Origin of the sequence: Galbibacter mesophilus (assembly GCF_023721415.1) — a bacterium.
Lineage (GTDB): Bacteria > Bacteroidota > Bacteroidia > Flavobacteriales > Flavobacteriaceae > Galbibacter > Galbibacter mesophilus.
Genome location: NZ_JAMQVC010000001.1, coordinates 742,029 through 766,694, shown reverse-complemented (window position 1 = coordinate 766,694; position 24,666 = coordinate 742,029). Strand labels below are relative to the sequence as shown.

The 24,666-nt window shown below is 37.8% G+C and carries 24 protein-coding genes; 10 read left to right on the top strand and 14 right to left on the bottom strand.

Annotated elements, in window-relative coordinates; translation table 11 throughout:
• Positions 1–52: 52 nt before the first annotated feature.
• From NDQ75_RS03320 to NDQ75_RS03255, 14 genes are all read right to left on the bottom strand, one after another.
• On the bottom strand, positions 53–2,128 hold the full coding sequence (locus tag NDQ75_RS03320) for a M13 family metallopeptidase (RefSeq protein WP_202027956.1): 2,076 nt from the start codon (positions 2,126–2,128) through the stop codon (positions 53–55).
• An 85-nt stretch (positions 2,129–2,213) separates the two neighbouring features.
• Entirely contained in the window at positions 2,214–2,762 is a 549-nt protein-coding gene (locus tag NDQ75_RS03315) for a hypothetical protein (RefSeq protein ID WP_242513651.1), read from the bottom strand.
• A 44-nt stretch (positions 2,763–2,806) separates the two neighbouring features.
• Entirely contained in the window at positions 2,807–3,409 is a 603-nt protein-coding gene (locus tag NDQ75_RS03310) for a nucleotidyltransferase family protein (protein WP_202027954.1), read from the bottom strand.
• Between the two features lie 324 nt (positions 3,410–3,733).
• Positions 3,734–4,756, bottom strand: a complete 1,023-nt coding sequence (locus NDQ75_RS03305; RefSeq protein WP_202027953.1) for an XdhC family protein — start codon at positions 4,754–4,756, stop codon at positions 3,734–3,736.
• A 6-nt stretch (positions 4,757–4,762) separates the two neighbouring features.
• The gene (locus NDQ75_RS03300; protein WP_202027952.1) at positions 4,763–5,953 is read right to left on the bottom strand and encodes a molybdopterin molybdotransferase MoeA; all 1,191 of its coding nucleotides are present in this window, start codon (positions 5,951–5,953) and stop codon (positions 4,763–4,765) included.
• Between the two features lie 241 nt (positions 5,954–6,194).
• Complete coding sequence (locus NDQ75_RS03295) at positions 6,195–6,983, bottom strand: sulfite exporter TauE/SafE family protein (protein ID WP_202027951.1); 789 nt, start codon at positions 6,981–6,983, stop codon at positions 6,195–6,197.
• A complete protein-coding gene (gene moeB / locus NDQ75_RS03290; RefSeq protein WP_202027950.1) occupies positions 6,967–8,040 on the bottom strand; it encodes a molybdopterin-synthase adenylyltransferase MoeB in 1,074 nt (357 codons plus the stop codon). Before moeB ends, NDQ75_RS03295 begins: the two co-directional genes overlap by 17 nt.
• On the bottom strand, positions 8,037–8,633 hold the full coding sequence (locus tag NDQ75_RS03285) for an NTP transferase domain-containing protein (RefSeq protein WP_251762011.1): 597 nt from the start codon (positions 8,631–8,633) through the stop codon (positions 8,037–8,039). The genes moeB and NDQ75_RS03285 overlap by 4 nt, the downstream gene beginning before the upstream one ends.
• Positions 8,617–9,087, bottom strand: a complete 471-nt coding sequence (gene moaC / locus NDQ75_RS03280) for a cyclic pyranopterin monophosphate synthase MoaC (protein ID WP_202027949.1) — start codon at positions 9,085–9,087, stop codon at positions 8,617–8,619. The genes NDQ75_RS03285 and moaC overlap by 17 nt, the downstream gene beginning before the upstream one ends.
• Before the next feature lie 91 nt (positions 9,088–9,178).
• The gene (locus tag NDQ75_RS03275; protein WP_202027948.1) at positions 9,179–9,565 is read right to left on the bottom strand and encodes a hypothetical protein; all 387 of its coding nucleotides are present in this window, start codon (positions 9,563–9,565) and stop codon (positions 9,179–9,181) included.
• A 157-nt stretch (positions 9,566–9,722) separates the two neighbouring features.
• Positions 9,723–10,706: a GTP 3',8-cyclase MoaA gene (gene moaA, locus NDQ75_RS03270; protein ID WP_202027947.1), complete on the bottom strand. Its 984-nt coding sequence runs from the start codon at positions 10,704–10,706 to the stop codon at positions 9,723–9,725.
• A 424-nt stretch (positions 10,707–11,130) separates the two neighbouring features.
• Positions 11,131–11,370 carry a molybdopterin converting factor subunit 1 gene (gene moaD / locus NDQ75_RS03265; RefSeq protein ID WP_202027946.1) on the bottom strand — a complete coding sequence of 80 codons (240 nt, stop codon included), beginning with the start codon at positions 11,368–11,370 and terminating at the stop codon, positions 11,131–11,133.
• A gap of 172 nt (positions 11,371–11,542) precedes the next feature.
• Positions 11,543–12,874 (bottom strand): sugar porter family MFS transporter, encoded by a 1,332-nt coding sequence (locus NDQ75_RS03260; RefSeq protein ID WP_202027945.1) that lies wholly within the window; start codon positions 12,872–12,874, stop codon positions 11,543–11,545.
• Between the two features lie 133 nt (positions 12,875–13,007).
• The gene (locus tag NDQ75_RS03255; protein ID WP_202027944.1) at positions 13,008–13,787 is read right to left on the bottom strand and encodes an HAD-IIA family hydrolase; all 780 of its coding nucleotides are present in this window, start codon (positions 13,785–13,787) and stop codon (positions 13,008–13,010) included.
• A 219-nt stretch (positions 13,788–14,006) separates the two neighbouring features.
• Between NDQ75_RS03255 and NDQ75_RS03250 the strand changes: the two genes are divergently transcribed.
• From NDQ75_RS03250 to NDQ75_RS03205, 10 genes are all read left to right on the top strand, one after another.
• Complete coding sequence (locus NDQ75_RS03250) at positions 14,007–14,342, top strand: arsenosugar biosynthesis-associated peroxidase-like protein (protein ID WP_202027943.1); 336 nt, start codon at positions 14,007–14,009, stop codon at positions 14,340–14,342.
• Positions 14,343–14,425: 83 nt separating this feature from the next.
• On the top strand, positions 14,426–15,481 hold the full coding sequence (gene arsS / locus NDQ75_RS03245; protein ID WP_202027942.1) for an arsenosugar biosynthesis radical SAM (seleno)protein ArsS: 1,056 nt from the start codon (positions 14,426–14,428) through the stop codon (positions 15,479–15,481).
• A 36-nt stretch (positions 15,482–15,517) separates the two neighbouring features.
• Complete coding sequence (locus NDQ75_RS03240) at positions 15,518–16,129, top strand: TIGR04282 family arsenosugar biosynthesis glycosyltransferase (RefSeq protein WP_202027941.1); 612 nt, start codon at positions 15,518–15,520, stop codon at positions 16,127–16,129.
• 42 nt (positions 16,130–16,171) lie between these two features.
• The gene (locus NDQ75_RS03235; RefSeq protein WP_202027940.1) at positions 16,172–16,987 is read left to right on the top strand and encodes a purine-nucleoside phosphorylase; all 816 of its coding nucleotides are present in this window, start codon (positions 16,172–16,174) and stop codon (positions 16,985–16,987) included.
• Positions 16,984–17,952 (top strand): arsenosugar biosynthesis arsenite methyltransferase ArsM, encoded by a 969-nt coding sequence (arsM, locus tag NDQ75_RS03230; RefSeq protein WP_202027939.1) that lies wholly within the window; start codon positions 16,984–16,986, stop codon positions 17,950–17,952. The genes NDQ75_RS03235 and arsM overlap by 4 nt, the downstream gene beginning before the upstream one ends.
• Before the next feature lie 176 nt (positions 17,953–18,128).
• On the top strand, positions 18,129–19,019 hold the full coding sequence (locus tag NDQ75_RS03225) for a sterol desaturase family protein (RefSeq protein WP_202027938.1): 891 nt from the start codon (positions 18,129–18,131) through the stop codon (positions 19,017–19,019).
• Positions 19,020–19,107: 88 nt separating this feature from the next.
• Entirely contained in the window at positions 19,108–19,650 is a 543-nt protein-coding gene (locus tag NDQ75_RS03220; RefSeq protein WP_202027937.1) for a ClpP family protease, read from the top strand.
• 126 nt (positions 19,651–19,776) lie between these two features.
• The gene (locus NDQ75_RS03215) at positions 19,777–21,405 is read left to right on the top strand and encodes a sulfatase family protein (protein ID WP_202027936.1); all 1,629 of its coding nucleotides are present in this window, start codon (positions 19,777–19,779) and stop codon (positions 21,403–21,405) included.
• A 335-nt stretch (positions 21,406–21,740) separates the two neighbouring features.
• The gene (locus tag NDQ75_RS03210; protein WP_202027935.1) at positions 21,741–23,039 is read left to right on the top strand and encodes an NAD(P)/FAD-dependent oxidoreductase; all 1,299 of its coding nucleotides are present in this window, start codon (positions 21,741–21,743) and stop codon (positions 23,037–23,039) included.
• Positions 23,040–23,041: 2 nt separating this feature from the next.
• Positions 23,042–24,655 (top strand): 4Fe-4S binding protein, encoded by a 1,614-nt coding sequence (locus NDQ75_RS03205; protein ID WP_202027934.1) that lies wholly within the window; start codon positions 23,042–23,044, stop codon positions 24,653–24,655.
• Positions 24,656–24,666 lie beyond the last annotated feature (11 nt).

Genomic DNA, 24,666 nt, shown 5'->3' with positions numbered 1-24,666 from the left:
AACCCCGATAGCGTTTTGCTTCGGGGTTTTTTATTGTCTGATAACAATAAACTTACCAAATTTTAATACGCTCTTCTGGTTCTAAATACATAGAATCACCCTCTTTAATATCAAATGCTTGGTAGAAAGCGTCTATGTTAAGTAGTGGCTGTGTTGCTCTGTACATGCCAGGAGAATGCGGATCTGTTTTGATTCTGTTTTTAAGTGCCTCATCACGCATCTTTGTTCTCCAAACAGTTGCCCAAGACATAAAGAAACGTTGCTCCGGTGTAAATCCGTCTATCTTGCCAGGATTACCATGCTCTTTTAAATGAATTTGAAGTCCGTCGTAAGCGGCGTTAACACCACCAAGGTCTCCAATATTTTCACCCAAAGTAAATTTACCATTAATAAATACTTCAGGAAGTACTTCAATTCGGCTATATTGGCTTGCTAAAGAATCCCCTAAAGCATTAAACTGTGTTAGGTCTTTATCTGTCCACCAATTCACTAAATTACCATCTGCATCGAAATCTGCGCCGCTATCGTCAAAACCATGAGAAATCTCATGCCCGATTACAGCTCCCATACCACCATAATTCACAGCAGCATCAGCTTTGAAATTAAAGAATGGCGGTTGTAAAATTGCAGCTGGAAAAACGATTTCATTATAAGAAGGATTGTAATACGCGTTTACAATCTGTGGAGCCATAAACCACTCTGATTTATCAACTGGCTTACCAAGTTTATCAATGGTTTCAGCAAAATCCCATTTTGAAACATTCATGGAATTCTGGAAATAAGAACCACCTTCTTCAGCCGTTTTAATTTCTACGGAAGAATAATCCTTCCACTCATCTGGATAACCAACTTTTATAGTTGTTTTATTTAATTTTTCAATCGCTTTTTTCTTAGTGTCTTCATCCATCCAAGGCAAAGCTTTGATACGAATTTCGTAAGCTTTGATCACATTCGCAATCATTTCCTTAGCAGTTTCTTTCGCTTCTGGTGGGAATTTTTGATCCACATATAACTTTCCTAAAGCTTCCCCCATAGACCAGTTGATTGTTTGCAATGCTCTTTTCTCCAATGGTTCCTGCTCTTTGGCTCCGCGAAGTTCTTTGCTGTAAAATTCCCAATTAGCTTTGTCCATCGCCATTGACAAATTGCTTGCAGCATCATTTACCAAAGTCCAACGCAAATACGCCTTCCAATCTTCTATGTTGCTAGAACTAAAAACCTTTTCCAAAGATTTTGTATAAGCCACTTGACCGATATCGATAGTGTCCACGCTTTCTGCACCAATATCACTTAGGTATTTTTTCCAATCGATGGAAGGAACCATCTTTTGTAAATCAGTGATGGCGGTAGGGTTGTAGGTAGTTTTTGGGTCACGTCTTTCCACTTTATCCAGCATTTTTTCGGCTAAAGTAGTTTCCAATGCCAAAATACCCTTTGCTTGAGCAGAAGCCTCTTCTTCGCTGTAGCCTACAAATTGAAGCATCTTGGTGATATGAGCTACATACTTATCACGAATTTCTTGGGCTTCATCCCCTTCTTCAAGATAATAATCACGATCTGGCAGGCCTAACTTTCCAGCACCTAGACTAGCTACATTCTTGTTACTGTCTTTAGAATCTGCACCTACTCCAAACCTAAAGAAAGTGGCTCCTGTGTAAGGTGTCATTTCGGTAATGTAAGCTTGTAAATCCTCAAGATTTTCAATAGCGTTTATTTTATCCAAATACGGTTTTAATGGTGCAACACCTTGCTCATTTCTAGAAGCCGTGTCCACAATAGATTCGTACAAACGTACCGCTTTTGCTTGGTCAGATTTTGCATCCAAATTCGGGTCGTCTTTGGCTGCATTCAAGATGGCCAAGGCATCATCATCTGTGTTTTCCCGTAATTCGTTAAAACTACCCCAAGTAGTTTTGTCTGCTGGAATTTCGGTTTCATCTAGCCATTTACCGTTTACATATCTAAAAAAATCGTCTTTCGGACTCACGGTAGTGTCCATATATTGAAGGTTGATGCCAGGTGTTTCCTTAACCTCAGCAACTTCCTTCTTTTCTTCGGTCTTACAAGATGTAATGAATAAAACCGAAGCAAGCCCGTATATAACAGGCTGGTTTAAAGTAAATTTCATGTTCGAATAGTTTTTGTTATGAATTACTGCAATTTAAAACAAATTGTTAATATGCATAAATTGCAGTTAATTAATTAACAATTCGTTAAGATTTTTGCAACATCTTGGAAGTTTTATTGGAGTCTTTTTTATTGATAAAGTCTTCGTAGATTTTACTTTTCAATGTTTCTGCCAGCTGTTGTCGCATGGCATTATAGGCTTCAAGAACTTTTTTTCGAGAAATATTTACGGAGTCTAAAGGAGCACTCTCTTCCAATCTTGTCTGTAATTGATTGGTAAAAGTTTCAAACACAACCAATCTGCTTTTAACGGCAGGAATGTTGAATTTTGGAGGAAATAAAGAGTCTTTTTCAATCTCACCTTGCAATCTTTTAAATTCTTCAGCAAAATAAGTAAGATCCCCACTTTCCTGTTCTTGAAAACGCTCCATTAATACAGAAAGCTCGTTGAATTTTTTCCATTTATTTATTTCCGCTAATTTATCTTTATTGATAGATGTTATTTCGGGCAATTGAGAATATCCTTGCGCTACGGTTTCTTCAGCATCGTCTTTTTCTTGCTTCTTTTCTGAATCTCCGCAAGCGGTTAAAAAACCGCAAAGCATAATAAAAAGTATGGAAATATTAGTTTTCAACGTCATGCCATTTTAGTGCATCCAAAGATAAGGGAATTGTTGTATTATTTCCCATCGATGCCAAATTCCTGATCATAAATTTCGCGGTAGGTTTCAATGGTATCAATATCTATGACCAAATCGTCGGCTTGGATGGTTTTTACGTCCTGAAAATGGTTTTTTATGATGTCTTTTGCACCGTAATCACGATTAAGTGCTTTTAAATCATTAAAATATTCCGAAGAAAAAATAGCCGGCACCCCCACATTTCCGTGAAATCTGGAAGCCACGATATTCACCTTGTCTTGGTTAAAAGTATCCAACAACTGATTTAAATAAGCCGTGTTTACGAATGGTTGATCGGCAAGTATTATAAGGACTCCATCGTATTGTGATTTCTCAATTTCCGATACGCCAAAAGCAATAGAACTCCCCATTCCTTGTTCCCATTTTCGATGAAGAAGCACGGTTGATTCAATGTTAATGGTGTTGGTTATTAACTCTGCATTGGCTCCTAAAACCGTAAAAACATCTCCACGTTTTATATTGTTTGCGTTTGCAATAATGTATTCCAAAAGGGTTGAATTGCTCCAAGGCAATAATTGTTTGGGCTGTTTCATTCTTTTGGAAGCTCCTGCCGCAAGAATTATAATGGCAATTTTTTTCATTTTATAATGTAGTTCTTAGAAAAATTCTAACATTTTCAGCATAATCGTGTTCCAGAATATTAGATGTTCATTTTTTTCATCGATAAAAAAACGAACCAAAAAAATCTAGGCTAGCTATAAAAACATAAGAAAATGCTACGGAACCCTCTGCCACTGATAAAAATAACTCGCCCTCCTACGATCGGCCTCAAACAGATTTTTATCATTTGTCCAAACTGCTTCCTCGATTTTCAATATTTTTATAGACAGGCCAAAACAATAAATTAGGATTCTGATAACTTTTTAAGTATTAAGATACGCTTTTTGGATTCTAAAAACAAGGGTTTACGAATGTATCCTTCCGTTGCGTTCTTTTAATTGAAAGACGGTTTGCCCCCTGAAAACGGCTAATATTTCTGAAATAATTGAAACGGCAATTTCCTGCGGGGTTTCTGCTCCAATATTTATGCCAGCTGGAGCATGTATTTTTTCAAAAGAGAGTGGATTTACATCCGGTGAGTCTTCGATTATTTTTTGAAAAAGTTGCTCCCTTCGTTTTACGGGACCTAAAATTCCAATATATTTTATTTCACGTTCCAGCAGCTCCTTTAAAAACTGCAAATCTTTCGTAAAACTATGTGTCATTAAGATTACCGCGGTCTCTTCATCGATATTTTTGTAATCAAAATTCTGAGCTCTACTATTAATTACATCTAGTGCACCAGGGAAATTTTCCAAAGTTCTGGCATCATCTTCGGGGGCTACAATAATTACTTCCCAACCATTTAACGCTGCCAGTGCGCACAATTGTACACTATCATGTTCGGCGCCAATAATTATTAATTTTAAGGAAGGCTTTAATCGCTGGGTAAAAGTTTCTATTTTATTTTCTTCGGAAGTTTTCTCAAATCCTTCTGAAAGGGGAAAGTGTGTTCCGTTTTCAAAAAAAATTACGGAACCAAATGAAGCATCCGAACTTTCCTCTTTTTGAAAATAGGAGATAATTGAAAATGCTGTACGCTCTTTAATGGTCCGATTAAATTCGGTTAAAAAAGTTTCATTCAGCAGAAAGGGTTCAATTAGGATATATAAAATCCCTTCGCAACCCAATCGGTAGCGGCCGTCGTACATCATTACTTTTGCGATTCCACTTTTGAAAACCGTAGCGCTTTGCCTCAATATTTCTTTTTCAACACAACCACCACTTACGGCTCCCGTCATTTTACCATCTTCACGAATAAGCATGCGCACTCCTGGTCTTCGATAAGAAGAACCTTCTAAAGCGACAACGGTTACCAAGACGGTTTTTAGCTTGTTTTTCCGCGCTTTTAGGTGGCTTTCAACTATTTTTTGAAATTCGTGCGTCATACAATGCTATCTCGTGGAAACGAAGGGCACCACATCGCCTTTTTGGTACCCCGATTTTTTAGGTGCTAATTGAATAAATCCATCGGTGTGCACAAGACTGGTTAAATCTCCAGAACCGTTTTCCTTTATTAGAAAAGCTTTTCTTATTTCGTTTTCTTCATTCACTTTTACCTTTAGGAATAAAGTAAGGGGAGTTGTATTACTCATTTCTTCTCCCAGCACAATGAACCCTTTTGAATAGTTAAGCTGTAACGATTTGTTCAGCCAATCTTTAAAATAAATATGATAATTAGCAAACGTGGAAACCGGATTCCCCGGAAACGAAAAAATATAGGTGTTTGTTGCTCGATGAATACCAAACCAAAACGGTTTCCCAGGGCGTTGCTGCACTCGGTGAAATACTTTTTCTACACCAAGTTCTTCCATTGCTTCCGGAATAAAGTCGTATTTCCCTTTAGACACTCCTCCGCTCAGCATCAAAACATCGTTCTCGGTAAAAAGTTCTTGTAGCGTATTTTTAATTTCGTTCTTTTCATCATCAAGATGCAAGTGATGCGCCTGAATGTTTTCTTTCTGAAGGAGGGCATGCAGCGAGAGCATGTTAGAGTTTCGTATTTGATGAGGTGCAGGCTTCTCGTGAACAGCTACCAACTCATTTCCCGTTGAAATAAGCGTAATTTCTGGAAGCTTTTTTACTTTTACCTGTACTTTTCCTACAGCAGCCAATACGCCAATCTCTGCGGCTGTAATCTTTGTGTTTTGTTTAATTACGATATGGCCTTTTTCAATGTCACTCCCTTGCTTATGGATATTCTGCCCTTTTTCAACTTCCGAAAGTAATGTTGCTTTGCCATTTTCAATAGAAACTTCTTCATACATAATAACGGTGTCTGCGTTATCTGGCAACACAGCGCCAGTCATAATTTCTAAGCAATTTTCAGCGCTTTTTAAAGCAATCTGTTCCGTTCCTGCCGCTACAATACCTTCAATAGGAAACGTTTTTTGACCATTTTTCAAGGCACTGGAATGAATCGCAATTCCATCTTTGGTGACACGATGGAAAGGAGGGAAATCCCGATCGGCATAAATATCTTCTGCCAAAACCCTCCCTAAGCTGTTGGTTAAGAAAACACTTTCTTCCTTAAAAGAAAATGTATTTGTCATTACCATTGTATATGCCTCTTCGAATGAAATCATTTTTTTAATTTTTTGAATATCCGCTTACTGTCGCCTCGAGCGCCCGCCTACCAAGGTATTTCGCGCAGGCAGTCGAGAGGTTATCTATTTCTCAAACATTTAAAATAAGGTCTCGACTGCGCCTGTCTGCCGACTAAGGCAGGCTCGACCTGACATTTAAACCCGATTTATGAGTTATTACAGATATTTAGTTTAAATTTTATATTTTTTTCTGAATAGTCAACAATGAAGAGCTATTCCTTTAAAAATCAATTACCTGCAATCCGTTGTTTAGCAGTACCCGTAAACCTACCACAAAAACCAGAATGGCAGTTAAAAGTTTAATACCCCTTCCGCTAAGTTTGTTCAGGCTAAGCCGAATTCCAATTTGTCCACCAATAAAAACAACAGCTAGCAATATCAACCCTTCTTTCCAAGGAAAAACAAACATTTGGTTGGAAACGAGCCCTGCAATTCCCGAAACGGAATTTACCAGAATAAAAAAACTGGCCAATGCGGCAATTTTAATGGAAAAATCCCATCGCATATGATTTAGGATGGGCGCCAAAAAAATACCACCTCCAATGCCTACTAATCCCGATAGAAATCCTATTGCAGCGCCTAAAAAATACGTAACCCAAATAGGGTATTTCTTTGCTGTTAAACGCGTTTTCTGGTTTTTCTCTCTAATACTCTGCGTTCCCAACAAAAGTGCTGACGTCATTAAAGCCAACCCTAGAATGATAAAAAACACATATTCTTTCAACCTAAATGAAGCTCCTAGAAATGCTAATGGGATACTGGTTGCTACAAAGGGAATAAATTTTTTGGCATCAAAATGCCCTTTTTTATAATACAGATATGTACTACCTGAAACTACCACTAGATTGCATACGAGGGCAACTGAGCGAATCACAAAAAAACTAGCAAAAAACAGTGTCAGCAAGGCCAAATAACTGCTTCCTCCGCCAAAACCTACCGAAGAATATAGCACGGCAATAACGAAAAAGCACAGCGATAAAGCGATAAGTGACTCAATGGTTAATTGCATAGCGGTTGTAATTGTTAATTCCTCCCTCCAATTCAAAAATGGAAGAGTTTATCTTTTCTTTAAGAATGTCCACGGCTTTTTTACTGCGGACACCCGATTGACAAACCAAATAAACATTTTGGGCAGCATCTATTTCGTTGATTCTTTCTGAAAGTTCCTGCAACGGAATGTTTATTGAATTTTCAAAATGAAAAGTTTCATATTCCTGAGGAGTCCGAACGTCGATTATCTGTAAGGGCGATTTTTTATTTAAGTATGTTGAAAATTCGTCTACGGAAATAGTAAAATCGGTAGCGCAGGAAACATTTTCATAGGTTGATTGTAGTTCAGAAATGGCTAAATTTTCCGACTGTAAATCAAATGAAATTTGTTGATATTGCTGTTGTAGTCCGTCAAAAATCAAAAGCTTTCCAGCTAATGGTTTTCCGATGCCCGTAATCATTTTTACAGCTTCCAAAGCCTGTAAGTTTCCGATTATTCCGGGCACAACCCCCAAAACCCCATTTTCGTTACAATTTGGCATTTCATCGGCATTGGGCATATTGGGAAATAGGCACCTGTAGGTAGGTCCATTTTTGTAATTAAAAACACTCACTTGGCCCTCGAATTCATGCAAAGCACCATAAACAAAGGGCTTTTTAAGCAAAACACAAGCATCGTTTATTAAATATCGTGCAGGAAAATTATCGGTAGCATCTACCACAACATCATAGTTTTTTATGATTTCAAGTGCATTTTCTGAATGCAAGAAAGTAGGATGTCTATGTAATTCTGTTTCCGAATTTTGAGCTTGTAATTTTTCAGAAATCACATCCAACTTGGATTTTCCCACATCGCCTTCAGCATACATTACTTGGCGTTGTAAATTGGAAATATCTACGGTGTCGTTCTCCACGATACCCAATGTTCCCACGCCCATCGCATTTAAATATTGCAAAACAGGAACTCCGAGTCCGCCAGCACCAACCACCAAAACCTTGGCATGTTTCAATTTTTCTTGGGCCGTTCTTCCAAAACTTTTTAAAATGGTTTGCCGTATGTATCTTTTGTCGTTCACTTTTTCCGAAGCTTTTCAATTGCCTTCTTACGGTCGTCTTCCGTATTGGCATTTAAAAGTACGGCATCTTGCGTAGGATTCACAATTTTAGCATCATTATTCAACAAAAATTTAACAGGGGAGAATGAATTTTCTTCGGCAATAAAACGCATTGCCGCTCTAAGTCCGTTTGGTTCCCAAATGGCACAAAGCGGCTCAGGAAGATTGGTTTTTTCAGCAGCAAACACGGTTGCGACTTTACTCTTGTCACGTGCCTCTTTCAGACGTTTAAGATTTACAGCATCCATTAATGGTAAATCACAAGCCAATACCAACCAAGCTGCTTCACTATCGAAATTGTGAGCGCTTAGCAAACCGTTAAACGGACCTTCATATTTGTTTTCATCCACAATGGTTTTAATGTGTGGGGCAAACTGACTTTGTTGATTCTTACGAATACTCATAAAAACATCATCGCAAATTTCTTCCAATAATTCATAAACGTACGTACGTTGAGGTTTTCCGTGATAATTTATGAGGCCTTTGTCCTGTTGCATTCGCTTGCTATACCCCCCAGCCATTATCAGGCCGTAAAGTTTATCTGTTGAAGTCACTTTTCCCTCCAGATTTTTGGTCTAATTGAATATTGGTGATTTTTATATCATGGGAAAGCGCTTTACACATATCGTAAATGGTGAGTGCCGCCACGGAAACTCCAGTTAGTGCTTCCATTTCCACGCCAGTTCTTTCCGTGCATTTTACAGTAGATTTTATAATTAGCGAATTCCCTTTTGGTTGAATATCGATATGTACTTTGGAAAGGGCTAATTGGTGACAAAGCGGAATGAGATCAGCTGTTTTTTTTACCGCTTGAATGCCTGCAATAACTGCCGTTTGAATAATGCTTCCTTTTTTGTTGGAAAATTGATTCTGCGACAATTCAGCAAATACATCTTCAGGAAAAATAACTTCCCCTGAAGCCGTTGCCGTTCGTGCCTTTACCTTTTTATCAGAAACGTCTACCATGGTGGCTTCCCCGTGCTCGTTTATATGTGATAGTTTGTTCATTTGTTTTCTTAGTATTGAGTAATTAGTACAGAGTGGTTAGATTTTGATGATTTTTTAAAGGCTAATTGAATTTATATTCCACTAATATCCTTTATATCTTTGGACTTAAAGAACTCCAAGTATAATTTCCTTTTTCAACCCAAGATGTGGTGGTTGCCATTTGGGTAGAAAACTCTTCAAGAAATTTATCTAATAATAAATCGTGTGGATAGAGGAACCAACTCTCATTGTGCCGAAAAGCTATATAAAGGTCTTTTCCTATGTATTTTCTGTCAAATGTCAATCTTCCTTTAAGCTGTACTTTTAAATAAACATCTCCATCTATGTGTTGAGCAATAAAGTCTGCACCATTCCAATCATCGTTTAATTTAATTGTTGCAAAGCCATATTCAGCAAAAATCGACGAAACTTTTTGAAAATTATAAGTTTCTTTTTGCCGTGCGTTTAACTGCTTATAATCTATCCTTTTAAATTCCAATTATATAAATCTTATTAATCTTCAAATCTCCAAATCCATCAATTTTTCAACCATTGAATCTTTCAATCTTCCCTTCCCAGAGTAATGCGACTTCTCGCCGTGCTCGAAGTGACCTCCTAAAACTAGGTACCTCTAAAATCGTACTTCTAACTTCGGCTTATCCCCCAATGGAAGTCATGGAATTATTAAAAACCCCATCGTATTTTTGTTGCTCTTCAAAACCGGTTTTAGATCTATTGCCAATGGCGGCCAGAATGTGCTCTTGTACTTTTTCTTCGGAATTTTCACTTCTTAGGATTTCACGGATATTCATTCTTGGTTTTCCATACAAACAAGTTATTACATCGCCGGTTGCAGAAATCCGTAGTCGGTTGCAAGTCCCGCAAAAAGTTCTAGAAAAAGAAGGAATAAGTCCGAATGTACCTTTATGGCCTTTAATTTTATAATTGATGGAGGTTGAGGTTTTTTCTGAAGTCAGCTTCTCGATATCATTAAAATGCGTTTCAATATGATTGAAAATCGCTTTATAGTCCCATTTTATTTTATTGAATGTTTTAGAACCACCGTTAAAGGGCATTTCTTCCAAAAACCGCACAGAAAGTGGATAGTATTTAGTGAGTTCTACCAGCGGAATGATTTCTTCGATATTTTGGCCTTCTAGGGCAATGCAATTTATACGCACGTTAAATCCTTCAGAAATTAGCTTGATTACGTTTTCGTAAACCGTTTCGTACTGGTTCCTTCGGGTAATCCGCTCAAAAGCCTCCCGATTGATAGCATCTAAACTTACATTTATATTTTTTATTCCGAGTGATTTTAGCTCATCGATATAAGGCCCTATTAAAGTAGCGTTGGTGGTAACCGAAATATCCTTTAATCCTTTTAATGAAGCCAAATGCCTAAATAGAACCATTAAATCTTTGCGCACAAAAGGCTCACCACCTGTTAGCCGTATTTTATCTATGCCCTGCGCCACCATAATTGTTGAAAGCCTGCAAAGCTCTTCCATGGTAAACAGATTGTCCCGCTTTGCAAAATCAATCCCTTCCGCAGGCATGCAATAATTGCATCGTAAGTTGCAACGGTCTGTTACCGCCAACCGCAAGTAATTTATGACTCTATTGTGGTTGTCTATTAGCATACGCTTTTTGCTTTTCCTTAAAAAATTTGTTCATTTTTTTCATCGATAAAAAAACGAACCAAAAAAATCTAGGCTTGCTATAAAAATATAAGAAAATACTACGGAAACCTCTTCCACAGATAAAAAGAACTCGCTACGCTCAAACAGCTTTTTATCTTTAGTCCCACACTGCTTCCTTGATTTTCAACATTTTTCTAGGTAGGCCAAAAATCTTCAACAATTTAAAACCTAAAAAAGCTATTCTTTGTATAAAAGAGACAATTCATCAAAAAAGATTTTGAGTGCTATTGATTAAGAACATACAAAAATCCTTTAATCTTTCAATTTTTTCAATCTTCCTACTCTAGAAGAATCCAACTCCTAGCTGCGCTCGAAGTTACGCTGTAAAACATCGTACCTCTAAAATCGTAATTCTAACTTTTGCCTATCCACCACTAACGGGTGGGATTAAAGCAATTTCATCATCAATGGTGATGCGGTCTTCTTCTTTGGCGTATTTGTTGTTTACCGCCACGGCTATAGAAGAGAGCTTTTTTAGTTCTGGATATTTATCATTCAGAAAAGATTTTAAGGACTTTACGTCTTTAACATTGTCTTTTACACTTATGTAAAGCGTATCGGAACCTATAATTTCCTTTGTAATCCCGAACAATAAAACATTCATAACCCCTTAGTTTTCATTCAAATAATAATAAATAACAGTATCGGATTCGAAAAATTGAATTTCGACTCTTCAGTGTCTATTTATTAGGAACCTTTAAAGTACTCAAAGTTATGCTAATTACGAAAAATCACTTCCGTATTTAACAATTTTGTCGGCTTTTATGGAAATATATTTACTTTTTCAATAGGGATTTTGAAAGTTCTTCCAATGATTTTCCTTTGGTTTCCGGCATTAAGAATATTACAAACAGTAGTTGTAAAACCATCATCCCAGCAAAAAAGTAAAATATGTATGCAGGACCAACCGTTTCCGTGAAATAAGGAAAGAAATTGGTTATCAACGCAGCGCAAACCCAGTGGGTAGAACTTCCAAGGGACATCCCATAGGCACGGACTTTATTCGGGAAGATTTCAGAAATAAACACCCAAATTACGGCGCCTTGACCAATGGCATGTGAGGCAATAAATAAAAATGATAAAATTGGTACAATGCTTCCGCTAGTATTTCCTAAATCGAATGCCCTACCGATGAAAAACAGCGATACGATGTAACCAATGGAACCAATGTACATTAGTTTTTTACGACCACTTCTGTCAATAAGGTACATTCCGATTAACGTGAAAATTAAGTTCACAATTCCAATTCCAACCGTGGAAAATAGCGACGATTCACTTCCCAATCCGGCGGCCTTAAAAATTCTCGGGGCGTAATAAATTACCGAATTTATCCCCGAAAGCTGATTGAAAAATGCAAATAGGAAGGCCAAAAGGATTAAAAAGCTGTATTTTTTTGAGAAGAATCGTTCTTTCAAAGTTGTTTTTTTAGCATCTTCGTTAAGCGATATTTTTATGGATTCAAATTCTTCTTTGTAATTGGAGTCGTTTATCAACTTCAAAGTTTCCAAAGCCTCTTCTTCTTCTCCATGCTTGTCCAGCACCCAACGCGGACTGCGAGGCAATCTCTTCACCAATAGGGCAAATGCCAACGCTGGTAATGCTTCCACACCGAGCATCCAACGCCAAGCACTTTCTAAATTTAGCGTGCTTATTATGTAGTTGGAAACGTATGCCATTAAAATACCCAATACAAGATTTAATTGAAAGGATGCTACCAATTTTCCTCTATTTTGGGCTTGGGAAATTTCAGAAATATAAATTGGGGCAGTAACAGAAGATGCACCAACAGCCACACCACCAATAAATCTAAAAATGGCAAAAGAATAAACTTCTGGCGCTAATGCAGAACCTACGGCAGAGGCTAAAAATAAAATGGCAATCCAATATAAAGTGGTTCGCCTTCCAAATTTATCCGAAGGGAAACCGCCAAAAATGGCACCGACAAGGGTTCCGTAAAGGGCAATTGCAATGGCGAAACCATGCATTAAGTCGCTTAATTGCCAAATTTGTTGAATAGATTGTTCTGCTCCTGAAATTACTGCGGTGTCGAAACCGAAAAGAAAGCCACCGAGGGAAATAATGATGGCCCATTGTAAAACTTTACTCATAATTGGGTTTGGTTAGTCTAGTTTAGCTTAAAAATTTTAAAATTAAATTTTCCTTAATTTTTTATGATAATTACAACGCATAAAAACACATTGTAGTATCATTTTTTTAAAATTGCTGCGAAAGATAAGAATTCTATTGAAGTTCCAAAGCCTTTTTTAAGTCAAGTTCAGCTAATGAGTTTATTATCATATCTGGTTTAAAGGCGTAGTTGTTCAACTCTTCTTCCTTTGAAACCCCAGAAAGGGTTAAAATAGTGGTATATCCCAATTGCACGCCACCCAAAATATCGGTGTCCATGGTGTCGCCAATAATAATGGTTTCGCGGGCCTCCAGTCCTAGGTATTTTCTTGCAGAGCGCATCATTACCGGACTCGGTTTACCTACTGAGAAAGCCTTTTTACCAGTGGCTTCTTCAATCATGGCAACAATAGCTTTGATTCCTAAATTAGACCAACCTTTTTTCATCGGGGATGGGTCCAAATTGGTAGCTATTAATTTTGCTCCGGAAAGAATCATGTCCACCGCATTGTTTACCATTTCCAAAGTGAAATTTCGTCCTTCGCCAACCACAACAAAGTCTGGGTTTTGATTTACCATGGTGTAACCATGTTGGTGCAAACTGGTTATCAAGCCACCTTCGCCAAGAACGTATGCCGTTCCGTTGGGGTTCATAAAAGACAAGAAATAGGCCGTAGCCATGGCGCTGGTGTAAACATTTTCTTCTTTTATTTTAATGCCCATTCTCGCTACTTTGTTTACTGCATCCAATGGAGTACGCTGACTGTTATTGGTCATAAACAAAAATGGGATGTTCTCTTTTTGTAATTTTTTTATAAAAGTATCGGCGCCTGGAATTAGGGTGTCATTGCCATAAATTACACCGTCCATATCTATTAAAAATCCTTTTTTCATTTCAATGAAATTTTTTTCAGTTACATTTATCCACTTTAGAAAACCGTTTAATCATTGGCTTCAATGAGTAGAAATCGATGATTCGGTAATTATTTGTTTCTTACCTTCACCTTAAAAAACTAAATTACGATTTATAATTTTTTTGTGTAAGAAAGAGAATTAAAAACGTACAAAGGAATACTCCGATTTATTAAATCATTATTATACCTTAGAAAAACTATGGAAAACACATATTACGACCCAAAAGACTTAAAAAAATTCCCTAAAATTTCTGAATGGAGCGAAGAACTGGGCGCTAAATTTTTTGATTACTACGGAAAAGTTTTCGAAGAAGGGGCATTATCTGCTAGGGAGAAATCGCTAATCGCGCTTGCAGTTGCGCATGTTGTGAAATGCCCATATTGTATTGATGCCTACACCCAAGACGGATTGCAAAGAGGGATTACCAAAGAAGAAATGATGGAAGCCGTACATGCCGGAGCCGCGATAGAAAGTGGGGCAACATTGGTACATGGCGTTCAAATGATGAAGAAGTACGATAAATTATCGATGTAAAGTCTGCCAAAAAAGTAATCCAAATTCATGCCTGTAAAGTCAGAAAAAACTTTGCAAAAAATTTAATTTCAAGAACAAAATAGATGTCGACACAGTCGCTGCATAAACGTGAAAACGAACTTTCTAAAACTGAAACCCAACTAAAAATCCTTTCAAATGGGATTTTTCAGAATGGAGAATTGCCAACTTTTAAGGAGAAATTAGCAGAAACGAATCAGTTTCCTTTACAACCAAAAAAGTTAGAGATTCTGCAAATAAATGTTGGTTATATGTGCAATCAGGTATGCTCGCATTGCCATGTGGATGCGGGGCCAGACCGTAAGGAAATCATGACCAGAGAGACCATGCAGCAGTGTTTGGATGTTATAAAAACCACGGGTGCGCATACGTTGGATTTAACGGGAGGCGCGCCGGAAATGAATCCCAATTTTAGATGGTTTGTGGAAGAAGCATCCAAAGTTGGGATTAAGGATTTTATTGTACGTAGCAATTTAACCATTATCGAGGCAAATAAAAAGTATCACGATTTGCCAGAGTTTTTCAAAAAGCACAACGTTCATGTGGTTTCTTCCATGCCGCATTGGACAAGAGGGAAAACCGACAAACAGCGTGGCGAAGGTGTTTTTAATAAATCCATTGAAGCCTTAAAAAAATTAAACGCTGTCGGGTACGGAATGCCGGACAGTGATTTAAAATTGGATTTGGTGTACAATCCGGCGGGCGCTTTTTTGCCTACCAATCAAGCTTCGATGGAAAAAGACTTTAAAAAAGCATTGTTGGAGGATTTTGGTATTCAATTCCACAATCTTTTCGCCATCACCAACCTGCCAATTTCACGGTTTTTGGAATATCTCATTGCTTCAGATAATTACGAAGATTATATGTATAATTTGGTGGAAGCGTTTAATCCTTCCGCAGTGAGCAATGTAATGTGCACCAATACAATTTCAGTAAGTTGGGATGGTTGGCTCTATGATTGTGATTTCAACCAAATGCTGGAACTAAAAGTGGCAAGTAAAGTAAAACACATAAGCGAATACAACGAGGATATATTAAACAATCGTGATATCGTTATTTCTCAACATTGCTACGGTTGTACGGCGGGAGCGGGAAGTAGTTGCCAGGGAACGGTTGCCTAGAGTGCAAATCAATTTTTAAATTCACGAAAGCTTTATATGGTTGAAAAGAATAATGCATTGTTGATTTTTACCCGTAATCCAGAGTTGGGAAAGGTAAAAACCCGTTTGGCAAAAACGGTGGGGAATGAAAAAGCATTGGGAATTTATCTTTTTTTACTGAAACACACCCAGCAAATAGCCAAGAAAATAAATGGAGATGTCTTTGTTTTTTATTCTGAAGAAATTGCTGAAGATGATATTTGGAACGATGGAAAATTCAGCAAAAAAATCCAGAAGGGTAATAATCTTGGAGAACGCATGAAAAATGCTTTTGAAGAAATCTTCCGTTTGGGTTATAAAAAGGCGGTGATAATTGGCAGCGATTTATACGATTTGACAACACAACATATTGATGATGCTTTTCAAAAGTTGGAAATAAACGATGCCGTTGTTGGCCCTGCGCAAGATGGCGGATACTATCTTTTGGGGCTAAAACAATTGCATCCAACCGTTTTTCAGCAAAAAAAATGGGGCACAAATACGGTTTTAAGAGATACTTTACAATCTTTACATCCGCTTGATGTAGCTTTGTTGGAAGAACGTAATGATGTGGATGTGTACGACGATATAAAAGAGCATCCAGCATTTCAAAAATTTTTAAGCAAGTAATACCAAGATCAGTTGTTTAAAAATGATAAAAAAGTAAGAATTATGACGAAACAACAATTACACGAAACAGCCGCATATTTAAAAAGCAAAGGCTTTGAAAGTCCAGAAGTAGGGATTGTTTTAGGTACCGGACTGGGGAAATTAGTGGACGAAATTGAAAATCCAATCGTAGCACATTACAACCATATTCCATTTTTCCCTTTGGCAACCGTAGAATTTCACACTGGGAAATTGATTTACGGCGAAATTGAAGGCAAAAAAGTGGTGGTGATGCAAGGGCGCTTTCACTTATATGAAGGCTACGATTTTATCGATATTACATATCCTATTCGTGCCATGCATGAATTAGGAATTAAAAAATTATTGATATCCAATGCCGCGGGTTCGGTCAATTTGGATTTCAAGAAAGGCGATCTAATGATGATTGAAGATCACATAAATTTACAGGGAGGCTCGCCTTTGGCTTTTAAAGGAGTAAGTGAGTTTGGCGACCGGTTTGTGGACATGAGTGAGCCGTACGATCTTGAAATGTGCAAGGCTTTAGCTAAAATTGCCGATGAAGAAAACATTACCCTTCAAAAAGGGGTTTACGCTTCCGTAGTCGGACCTCAATTAGAGACGAAGGCTGAATATCGCTACCTAAAAATTATTGGAGCCGACGCCGTTGGGATGAGTACTGTGCCGGAAGTTATTGTTGCCAATCATTTACGTTTGCCGATTGCCGCAATTTCGGTAATTACCGACGAGGGCGATCCAGACAATCTTCAGCCGATTGATATTCAGGAAATCATTAAAATTGCGGGGGAAGCAGAACCAAAAATGATTACGCTTTTCAAGAAATTGATTAAACAATTATGAGTTATTTAGAAACCACAAAAGACGTTTACAAAGAAGCTGCCTTAACACCCGATGTGGGCTTGTGCTGTACCACCAATCCTATTTGGGAATTGCCGGAATTGAAAATTCCTAAAATCATGCAAGAAATGAACTACGGCTGCGGGAGCACGGTACACCCAAGGGATTTAGCAAACAATCCTAAAATATTGTACGTAGGCGTTGGCGGAGGAATGGAATTATTGCAGTTCGCTTACTTTTCCAGACAAAAAGATGGTGTTATTGGCGTAGATGTGGTAGATGAAATGTTGGAGGCTTCCCGTAAAAATTTTCAGGAGGCCGAACTTCAAAATCCGTGGTTTAAAAGTGAGTTCGTAAACTTAAAAAAGGGGGATGCGTTGCACTTGCCTGTGGAAGATGAAAGCATAGACGTGGCCGCCCAAAATTGCCTGTTCAATATTTTTAAAACGGAAGAACTTAAAAAAGCGATTGCTGAAATGTACCGCGTACTAAAACCTCACGGTAGGTTGGTAATGAGCGACCCTACTTGCGAGCAGCACATGAATGATGAATTGCGAAATGATGAACAGCTTCGTGCGTTGTGCCTAAGTGGAAGTTTGCCCATAAAAGAGTACGTAAAAATGCTTACCGATGCGGGATTTGGCACTATTGAAATAAGAGCCCGAAAACCATACCGCATTCTAAGTCCAACCCATTATAATACCGATGAGTTAATTTATATAGAATCTATTGAAGTAGCGGCCATTAAAGATCCGATGCCCGAAGACGGACCTTGTGTTTTTACCGGGAAAACTGCCATTTATTATGGAACTGAAGATTATTTTGACGATAAAAAAGGGCACGTTTTATTGCAGAACCAACCTTTAGCAGTTTGCGACAAGACAGCCAACGCACTCAAAAATTTAAATAGAGAAGATATTTTTATTTCGGAATCCACTTGGCATTACGACGGTGACGGGTGCTGTTAAAAAATTACTGTCACTCCTGAGGATTCCAATGCTGAACTGGGCTTTAAAACCTTAATGTCACCCTGAGCCTGTCGAAGGGTATTTACGTTCACAAAAATGCTTCGACAGGCTCTGCACGACAACCGTTTTATTTTTGGCAAAATATATCGGTTAATTTGAATTGTTTACCAAAGTGTATGAACAAATATTTCAACATCATAAAAGAATCGTATTCGGGGTATTTTAATTACCTGCTGGACGAGATTACCCGATTTTATTGGGAGAATTATTTTTATGGGTTGCTTATTATTTCGTTTACGGTTTGGGGATTGGAAATCCTTTTTCCTTGGCGGAAAAATCAAAAGATTTTCAGAAAGGATTTTTGGCTCGATACGTTCTATTTGTTCTTTAATTTTTTTCTGCTGAATCTCATTGCGCTTATTGCACTTTCCAATACGGCGGAAGCAATTTTCAATGATTTTTTAGGCATTTTTAATTTGTCGGTAGCTGATTTTCAACTTTTTAATGCCTCGAAACTTCCTTGGTATTGGGGATTGTTAATATTCTTTTTTGTGGCTGATTTTATACAATGGGGTACGCATATTTTGTTGCACAGAGTTCCTTTTTTGTGGAATTTTCATAAAACACATCATTCCGTAAAGGAAATGGCTTTTGCCGCCCATTTTCGTTACCATTGGATGGAACCCATCGTGTATAAATCGATATTGTACATTCCTATTGCCATCATAGGTGGTTTTACAATTGAATCAGTGGCGATTGTTCATTTTTTCAACATTACTATTGGGCACTTAAACCATGCCAACATTGGCTGGGATTATGGTCCATTAAAATATATCTTCAATAATCCGAAAATGCATATTTGGCATCATAGCAAAAAAATGCCGAACAAATACGGAGTCAATTTCGGAATTACATTGAGCGTGTGGGATTATATTTTTAAAACGAATTACATTCCGCATGACGGAAGGGACATCGAATTAGGATTTGATGAGGATGAGAAATTTCCGAAGAAGTTTGTGAATCAGGAATTATATCCTTGGAACTCTAAAGCCGACTCAGAAAACTAAAAAAAATACACGAAACCGTTGGAGCATTCCAAATCTAACTTGGTGTATAAATCGAATTAAGTATATTTGAATAATAATTAAAAAAATTATGGCTAGTAATAAAATTCAAGATAAAATAGACAGTGCCTTATTGGAAGAACGTAAAGTTTTTCTTTGGGGGCAAGTAGATGATAAATCGGCAAAACACGTTATCGACCGACTTTTATATTTAGATTCTTTGAGTGATGAAGAAATTAAATTAATTATAAACAGTCCGGGTGGTTACGTTACTTCTGGTTTTGCCATTCACGATACCATGAAGTCGTTAAAAAGTCCGGTTTCTACCATTTGTACCGGTTTTGCGGCGTCTATGGGTTCTATCTTACTTTCTGCAGGAGAAAAAGGAAGACGTTTTGTGTATCCGTATGCAAGAGTGATGATTCATCAGCCGAGTGGAGGAGCTAGAGGACAAGCTTCCAACATAGAAATTCAAGCACGGGAAATTTTGAAAACCAAAGAAATCAGCGCTCAAATATTAGCTGATAACTGCGGACAGGATTTCGAGAAAATCATGAAAGATTTCAACCGTGATTATTGGATGGACGCCGAAGAATCTTTGGAATACGGAATCGTAGATGGGATTTTAAAATAACATCAAATATAAAATTGTATAGAAGCCAACTCCTTTGGGGTTGGCTTTTTTATGTAAATTCATCAATCATCTATTTTTTATATCTTTAGTTTTTTAAATTTAAACCAACCTAAAATACACTTCACTATGTTGAAAAAATGCTTTTTACTTTTTTGTCTGGCCAGCATCTTTAGTTGTTCAGAAAAGAAAGAAAATGAACAAACATCCGAAGAAAAAAAACGTCCCAACATTGTTTTTATCATGTCGGACGACCACGGATACCAAGCCATTAGCGCTTATTCCAACAAGCTAATTGAAACACCTAACATTGATAGGATTGCCAAAAAGGGAATGCTTTTTACCAATGCTTCCGTTACCAATTCCATTTGTGCTCCTTCGCGGGCTGTGATTCTTACCGGAAAACACAGTCACATTAATGGAAAGGTAGATAACCATTTTCCGTTTGATACTACCAATGTAACCTTTCCGCAGTTATTCCAAAACGCAGGCTACCAAACGGCCATGTTCGGGAAGCTTCACTTTGGAAATAACCCAAAAGGCGTTGATGAATTTGCCATTCTTCCAGGACAAGGACACTATATCAATCCGGATTTCATTACCAAAAAGGGTGACACTACCGTTACGGGCTATGCTACCGATATAATTACCGACTTTACACTGAATTGGCTGGAGAATAAAAGGGAGAAAGACAAGCCTTTTATGATGATGTATCTGCACAAGGCACCACACAGACCATGGTGGCCTAGTCCGGAAAAGTTTAAAGAATATTCGGAAAAGACATTTCCAGAGCCCGAAACGTTATTTGATGATTACAAGAACAGAGGTACGGCAGCCAAAACAGCAGAAATGAATCTGCTTTATCACATGCAATATGAGCACGATAGTAAAATTAGGCCCGAAACCCTTGCGGAAATGGGCGATGTCTCTCCGAAAGTAGAATCGTTTAAAAACGGATTTTACGGTCCGTACGGAAGAGCTAATGAAGCGCAAAAAGCATTGTACGATCCAATTTTAGATTCCATAAATGAAGACTTTAAGAAGAATTGGCCTAAAATGACGGATGAGGAAAAAATGAGGTGGAAGTATCAGCGTTACATGCAAGATTATTTGGGAAGTATTTCTTCGGTAGACGATAATGTAGGCAGGGTTTTAGATTATTTGGAGGAAAATGATTTAATGGAGAACACCATTATTATTTATACCTCCGATCAAGGTTTTTACCTTGGCGAACACGGTTGGTTTGATAAACGCTTTATTTATGAAGAATCCTTTAGAACGCCGCTGATGGTGAGTTGGCCAGCTGTTATAAAAGGCGGTACAGTAAACGATGATATGGTTCAGAATTTAGATTTTGCACCAACATTTTTGGATGCGGCGGGAATTTCCATCCCAAGCGATATGCAGGGGGAAAGTATGATGCCGTTGTTTGAAGGTAACAACAAGGATTGGGATCGCGAAGCTGCTTATTATCATTATTACGAATACCCATCAGTTCATATGGTGAAAAGGCATTACGGTATTGTGACCAAAGAGTATAAATTAATTCATTTTTATTACGATGTGGATGAGTGGGAACTTTACGATAGATTGAAAGATCCCAAAGAAATGAACAATGTTTACGATGATCCAGAATATGCCGATGTGGTAAAGAAACTTACTGAGGATCTTAAAGAATTACGTAAAAAATACAAAGATTCAACTGAATTAGACCAAAAGTATATTAAGACCTATTTGGAAGGTATGAATAGGAAATAATTTTCCAATGAGACTGAAACTACTGAACAAGGCTGCTTTTTTTAAGCGGCCTTTTCATTTTAAAAATCTCTCAGAAATAAGAAAAATCCCGCAATTTAAATTTAAAATCTTTCTAAACCAATAACTGCTGTTAAGTTTTTATCTTGCAGTACGACCTATTTTGCAAGCCCAAAGTAAACAATACAAAATTCAACAGATGAAACGAGCATTAAGAAATTTTAAAAATCGCTTTGCATAAAGTTAATATTTAAAATTTTTAATGCGAGAGCGTAGCGATTACATACGTTCTCAATTTTTGAAAATATTGTTTCAGATAGTTGGAAAAATTTAAACGTATGAAACACATCGCCATTATTGGAAATGGAATCGCGGGAATTACCGCTGCTAGGCATATACGAAAGCTTAGCGACTATAAAATCACGGTTATTTCGGCTGAGTCTGAATACTTTTTTTCTCGTACAGCGCTTATGTATGTGTATATGGGGCATATGAAGTTTGAGCACACGCAACCTTATGAAAATTGGTTTTGGGAGAAAAACAACATCCAACTGAAGCATGGGTTTGTAAAAGAGGTCAACACAGAAAACAAAAGACTTCTTTTTGAAGATGGGAGTGATTTAACTTACGACGACCTTATTATTGCCAGCGGGTCCAAACCCAATAAATTTGGGTGGCCCGGGGAGAATTTAAAAGGAGTCCAAGGCTTATATTCAAAACAAGATTTGGAGCTTTTGGAAGAAAATGCTCCAAATAACGAGGTTTGTAAGCGGGCTGTAATTGTGGGTGGTGGATTGATAGGAATTGAATTGGCAGAGATGTTGAGAACTCGAAATATTCCCGTGACCATGCTGGTGCGCGACCGTTATTTTTGGGGAAGTGTGCTTCCGGAAGGTGAAGCAAAACTAATAGGGAATCACATCAAAGACCATCATATTGAGCTAAAACTAAACACCCAATTGAAGGAAATTGTTTCCGATGAAAATGGAAGAGCGAGTGCCATTATTACTTCCGAAGGTGAAAAAATAGAATGTAATTTGGTAGGTCTTACTGCGGGAGTGCGTCCATCAATTGATTTTCTAAATGATAGCGGTATTGAACTTGGAAAAGGGGTGAAAGTAAATAAATACTTAGAAACCAATATTCCAAATGTTTATGCCATTGGTGATTGCGCCGAGCAACTGGAGCCAACCGGGTTTCGAAAGCCCGTGGAGGCAGTTTGGTATACTGGGCGCATGATGGGCGAGGCTGTTGCCCAAACTATTTGCGGTAATAAAATGGCTTACCGTCCCGGTGTTTGGTTTAATTCTGCTAAGTTTTTAGATATTGAATATCAAACCTACGGTTGGGTTTGGGCCAAACCGCAAGATTATGAGCAGCAGTTTTATTGGGAACATCCCGATGGCAAGAAATGCATCCGAATTTCCTTTCACAAAGAAAACCACGCTATTTTGGGGATAAACACTTTTGGAATTCGACTTTCGCATGAGAAATTCGACAAATGGATTTCCGAAGAGAAGAGTGTTGAATTTGTAATTGAAAACTTACACAAAGCACATTTCGACCCCGAGTTTTATAAAAAACACTATTCAGCAATAAAAAAATCATTTGATAACCAATTCCAATTGGCAAACTAGTTATGAATACTACAGTACAAAGAAATATGTCTTTATCGGGAGAACCGCCCGCGGCCTTAAGCGCTATTCAAAAATTTTCGGTTGTTTTAGGAATGTTTGGTTTAGGGGTGCTCCTTTTGGCGATGTTCAATATCGATTTCCCTAATAAAACAACTTGGCTGGCCATTTCCCTATCCGCGATTACTTTGGGAGTGGTTATATTTTCATACGGTGCATATGCCAACAAATCGGCTGGTATAAAAAATGATGGGGTTTATCAAAAATCAATTTCTTCCCGTGGCTTGCTAGGCTGGCTTTTGGGAATTGCGCTGACCGGTTTTTACGTTGTGCTCTATTTCTACCCACAATATTTGGGATTAAGAAACGAGGGTGACAACGTTGGGGTAATAGCACTTTTTGACCCACTAAGCAAATTTCTTAGCGGCAATCCCGCCAGTCAGTGGTTTGTGTATGGAACTTTATATACGATAGCCATTCTTGCCTTCGGAATTAAATTTCTTTGGAAATACCGCCATAATCGGTATGAAGTGTTACGTACGCTTAGTGTAATGTTTTTTCAAGCCTCATTTGCTTTTATTATTCCAGAGGTTATGGCTCGCTTGAATAATTCGGAAGCTTACAACATTCCGTATTACGACCTAAAAAATATATGGCCTCTCAATTATTATAATTTTGAACAATACCGCGTGGATGGTTTTATTAGTTCGGGAAATTTGGGCATATTTTTATTGCTCTTTGGCATTGTTTCCATTCTAGTTATAACCCCTATTCTAACTTATTTCTACGGAAAAAGATGGTATTGTTCGTGGGTTTGCGGCTGTGGCGGACTCGCAGAAACTTCTGGTGATGCGTTTAGGCAATTATCCGATAAAAGTTTGTTTGCATGGAGAGTAGAACGATGGGTGGTACACAGTGTATTGGTGTTTTCTGTTTTAATGACTACCGCCGTTATTCACAGTTACCTTAGCTATGATGCCGATAAATATTTGCTAAATAAAGACACTTTTTTAATTAGTGTAGCCGTTTTCCTTGGATTGTTGTTTGCCGTTATTTGGTATTTCAAAAAAGAAGAATTTAAAAAGGATGCACGTTATGGTGCTATTGGTTATTTGGCCATTACCTTAGGTTTAATTGGAATTCACTACATGAGTGGAAGCAGTGTTTTTATATTTAATCCGGAAACGTTGCGTTCTACGTATGCCTTTCTAATCGGTTCCATATTTTCCGGAGTGATTGGTACGGGCTTCTATCCCATTTTCGGTAATCGCGTTTGGTGCCGATTTGGTTGTCCAATGGCGGCTATTTTGGGATTGCAACAGCGTCTTTTTTCAAAATTCAGAATTACCACCAATGGTGGTCAGTGTATTTCCTGTGGAAATTGTTCCACATATTGCGAAATGGGAATCGATGTACGGGCCTATGCGCAAAAAGGTGAAAACATTATTCGTGCTTCCTGCGTTGGTTGTGGTATTTGCTCGGCTGTTTGTCCCCGGGGAGTGCTCAAACTGGAAAACGGTAGCACCAAAGGAAGGATTAATAGCGAGGCTGTTTTATTGGGAAATGATGTGGATTTACTGAATTTAATTCAAGAAAATAAGGCTTCTCATAAAGGATAAATTGGTTTTTA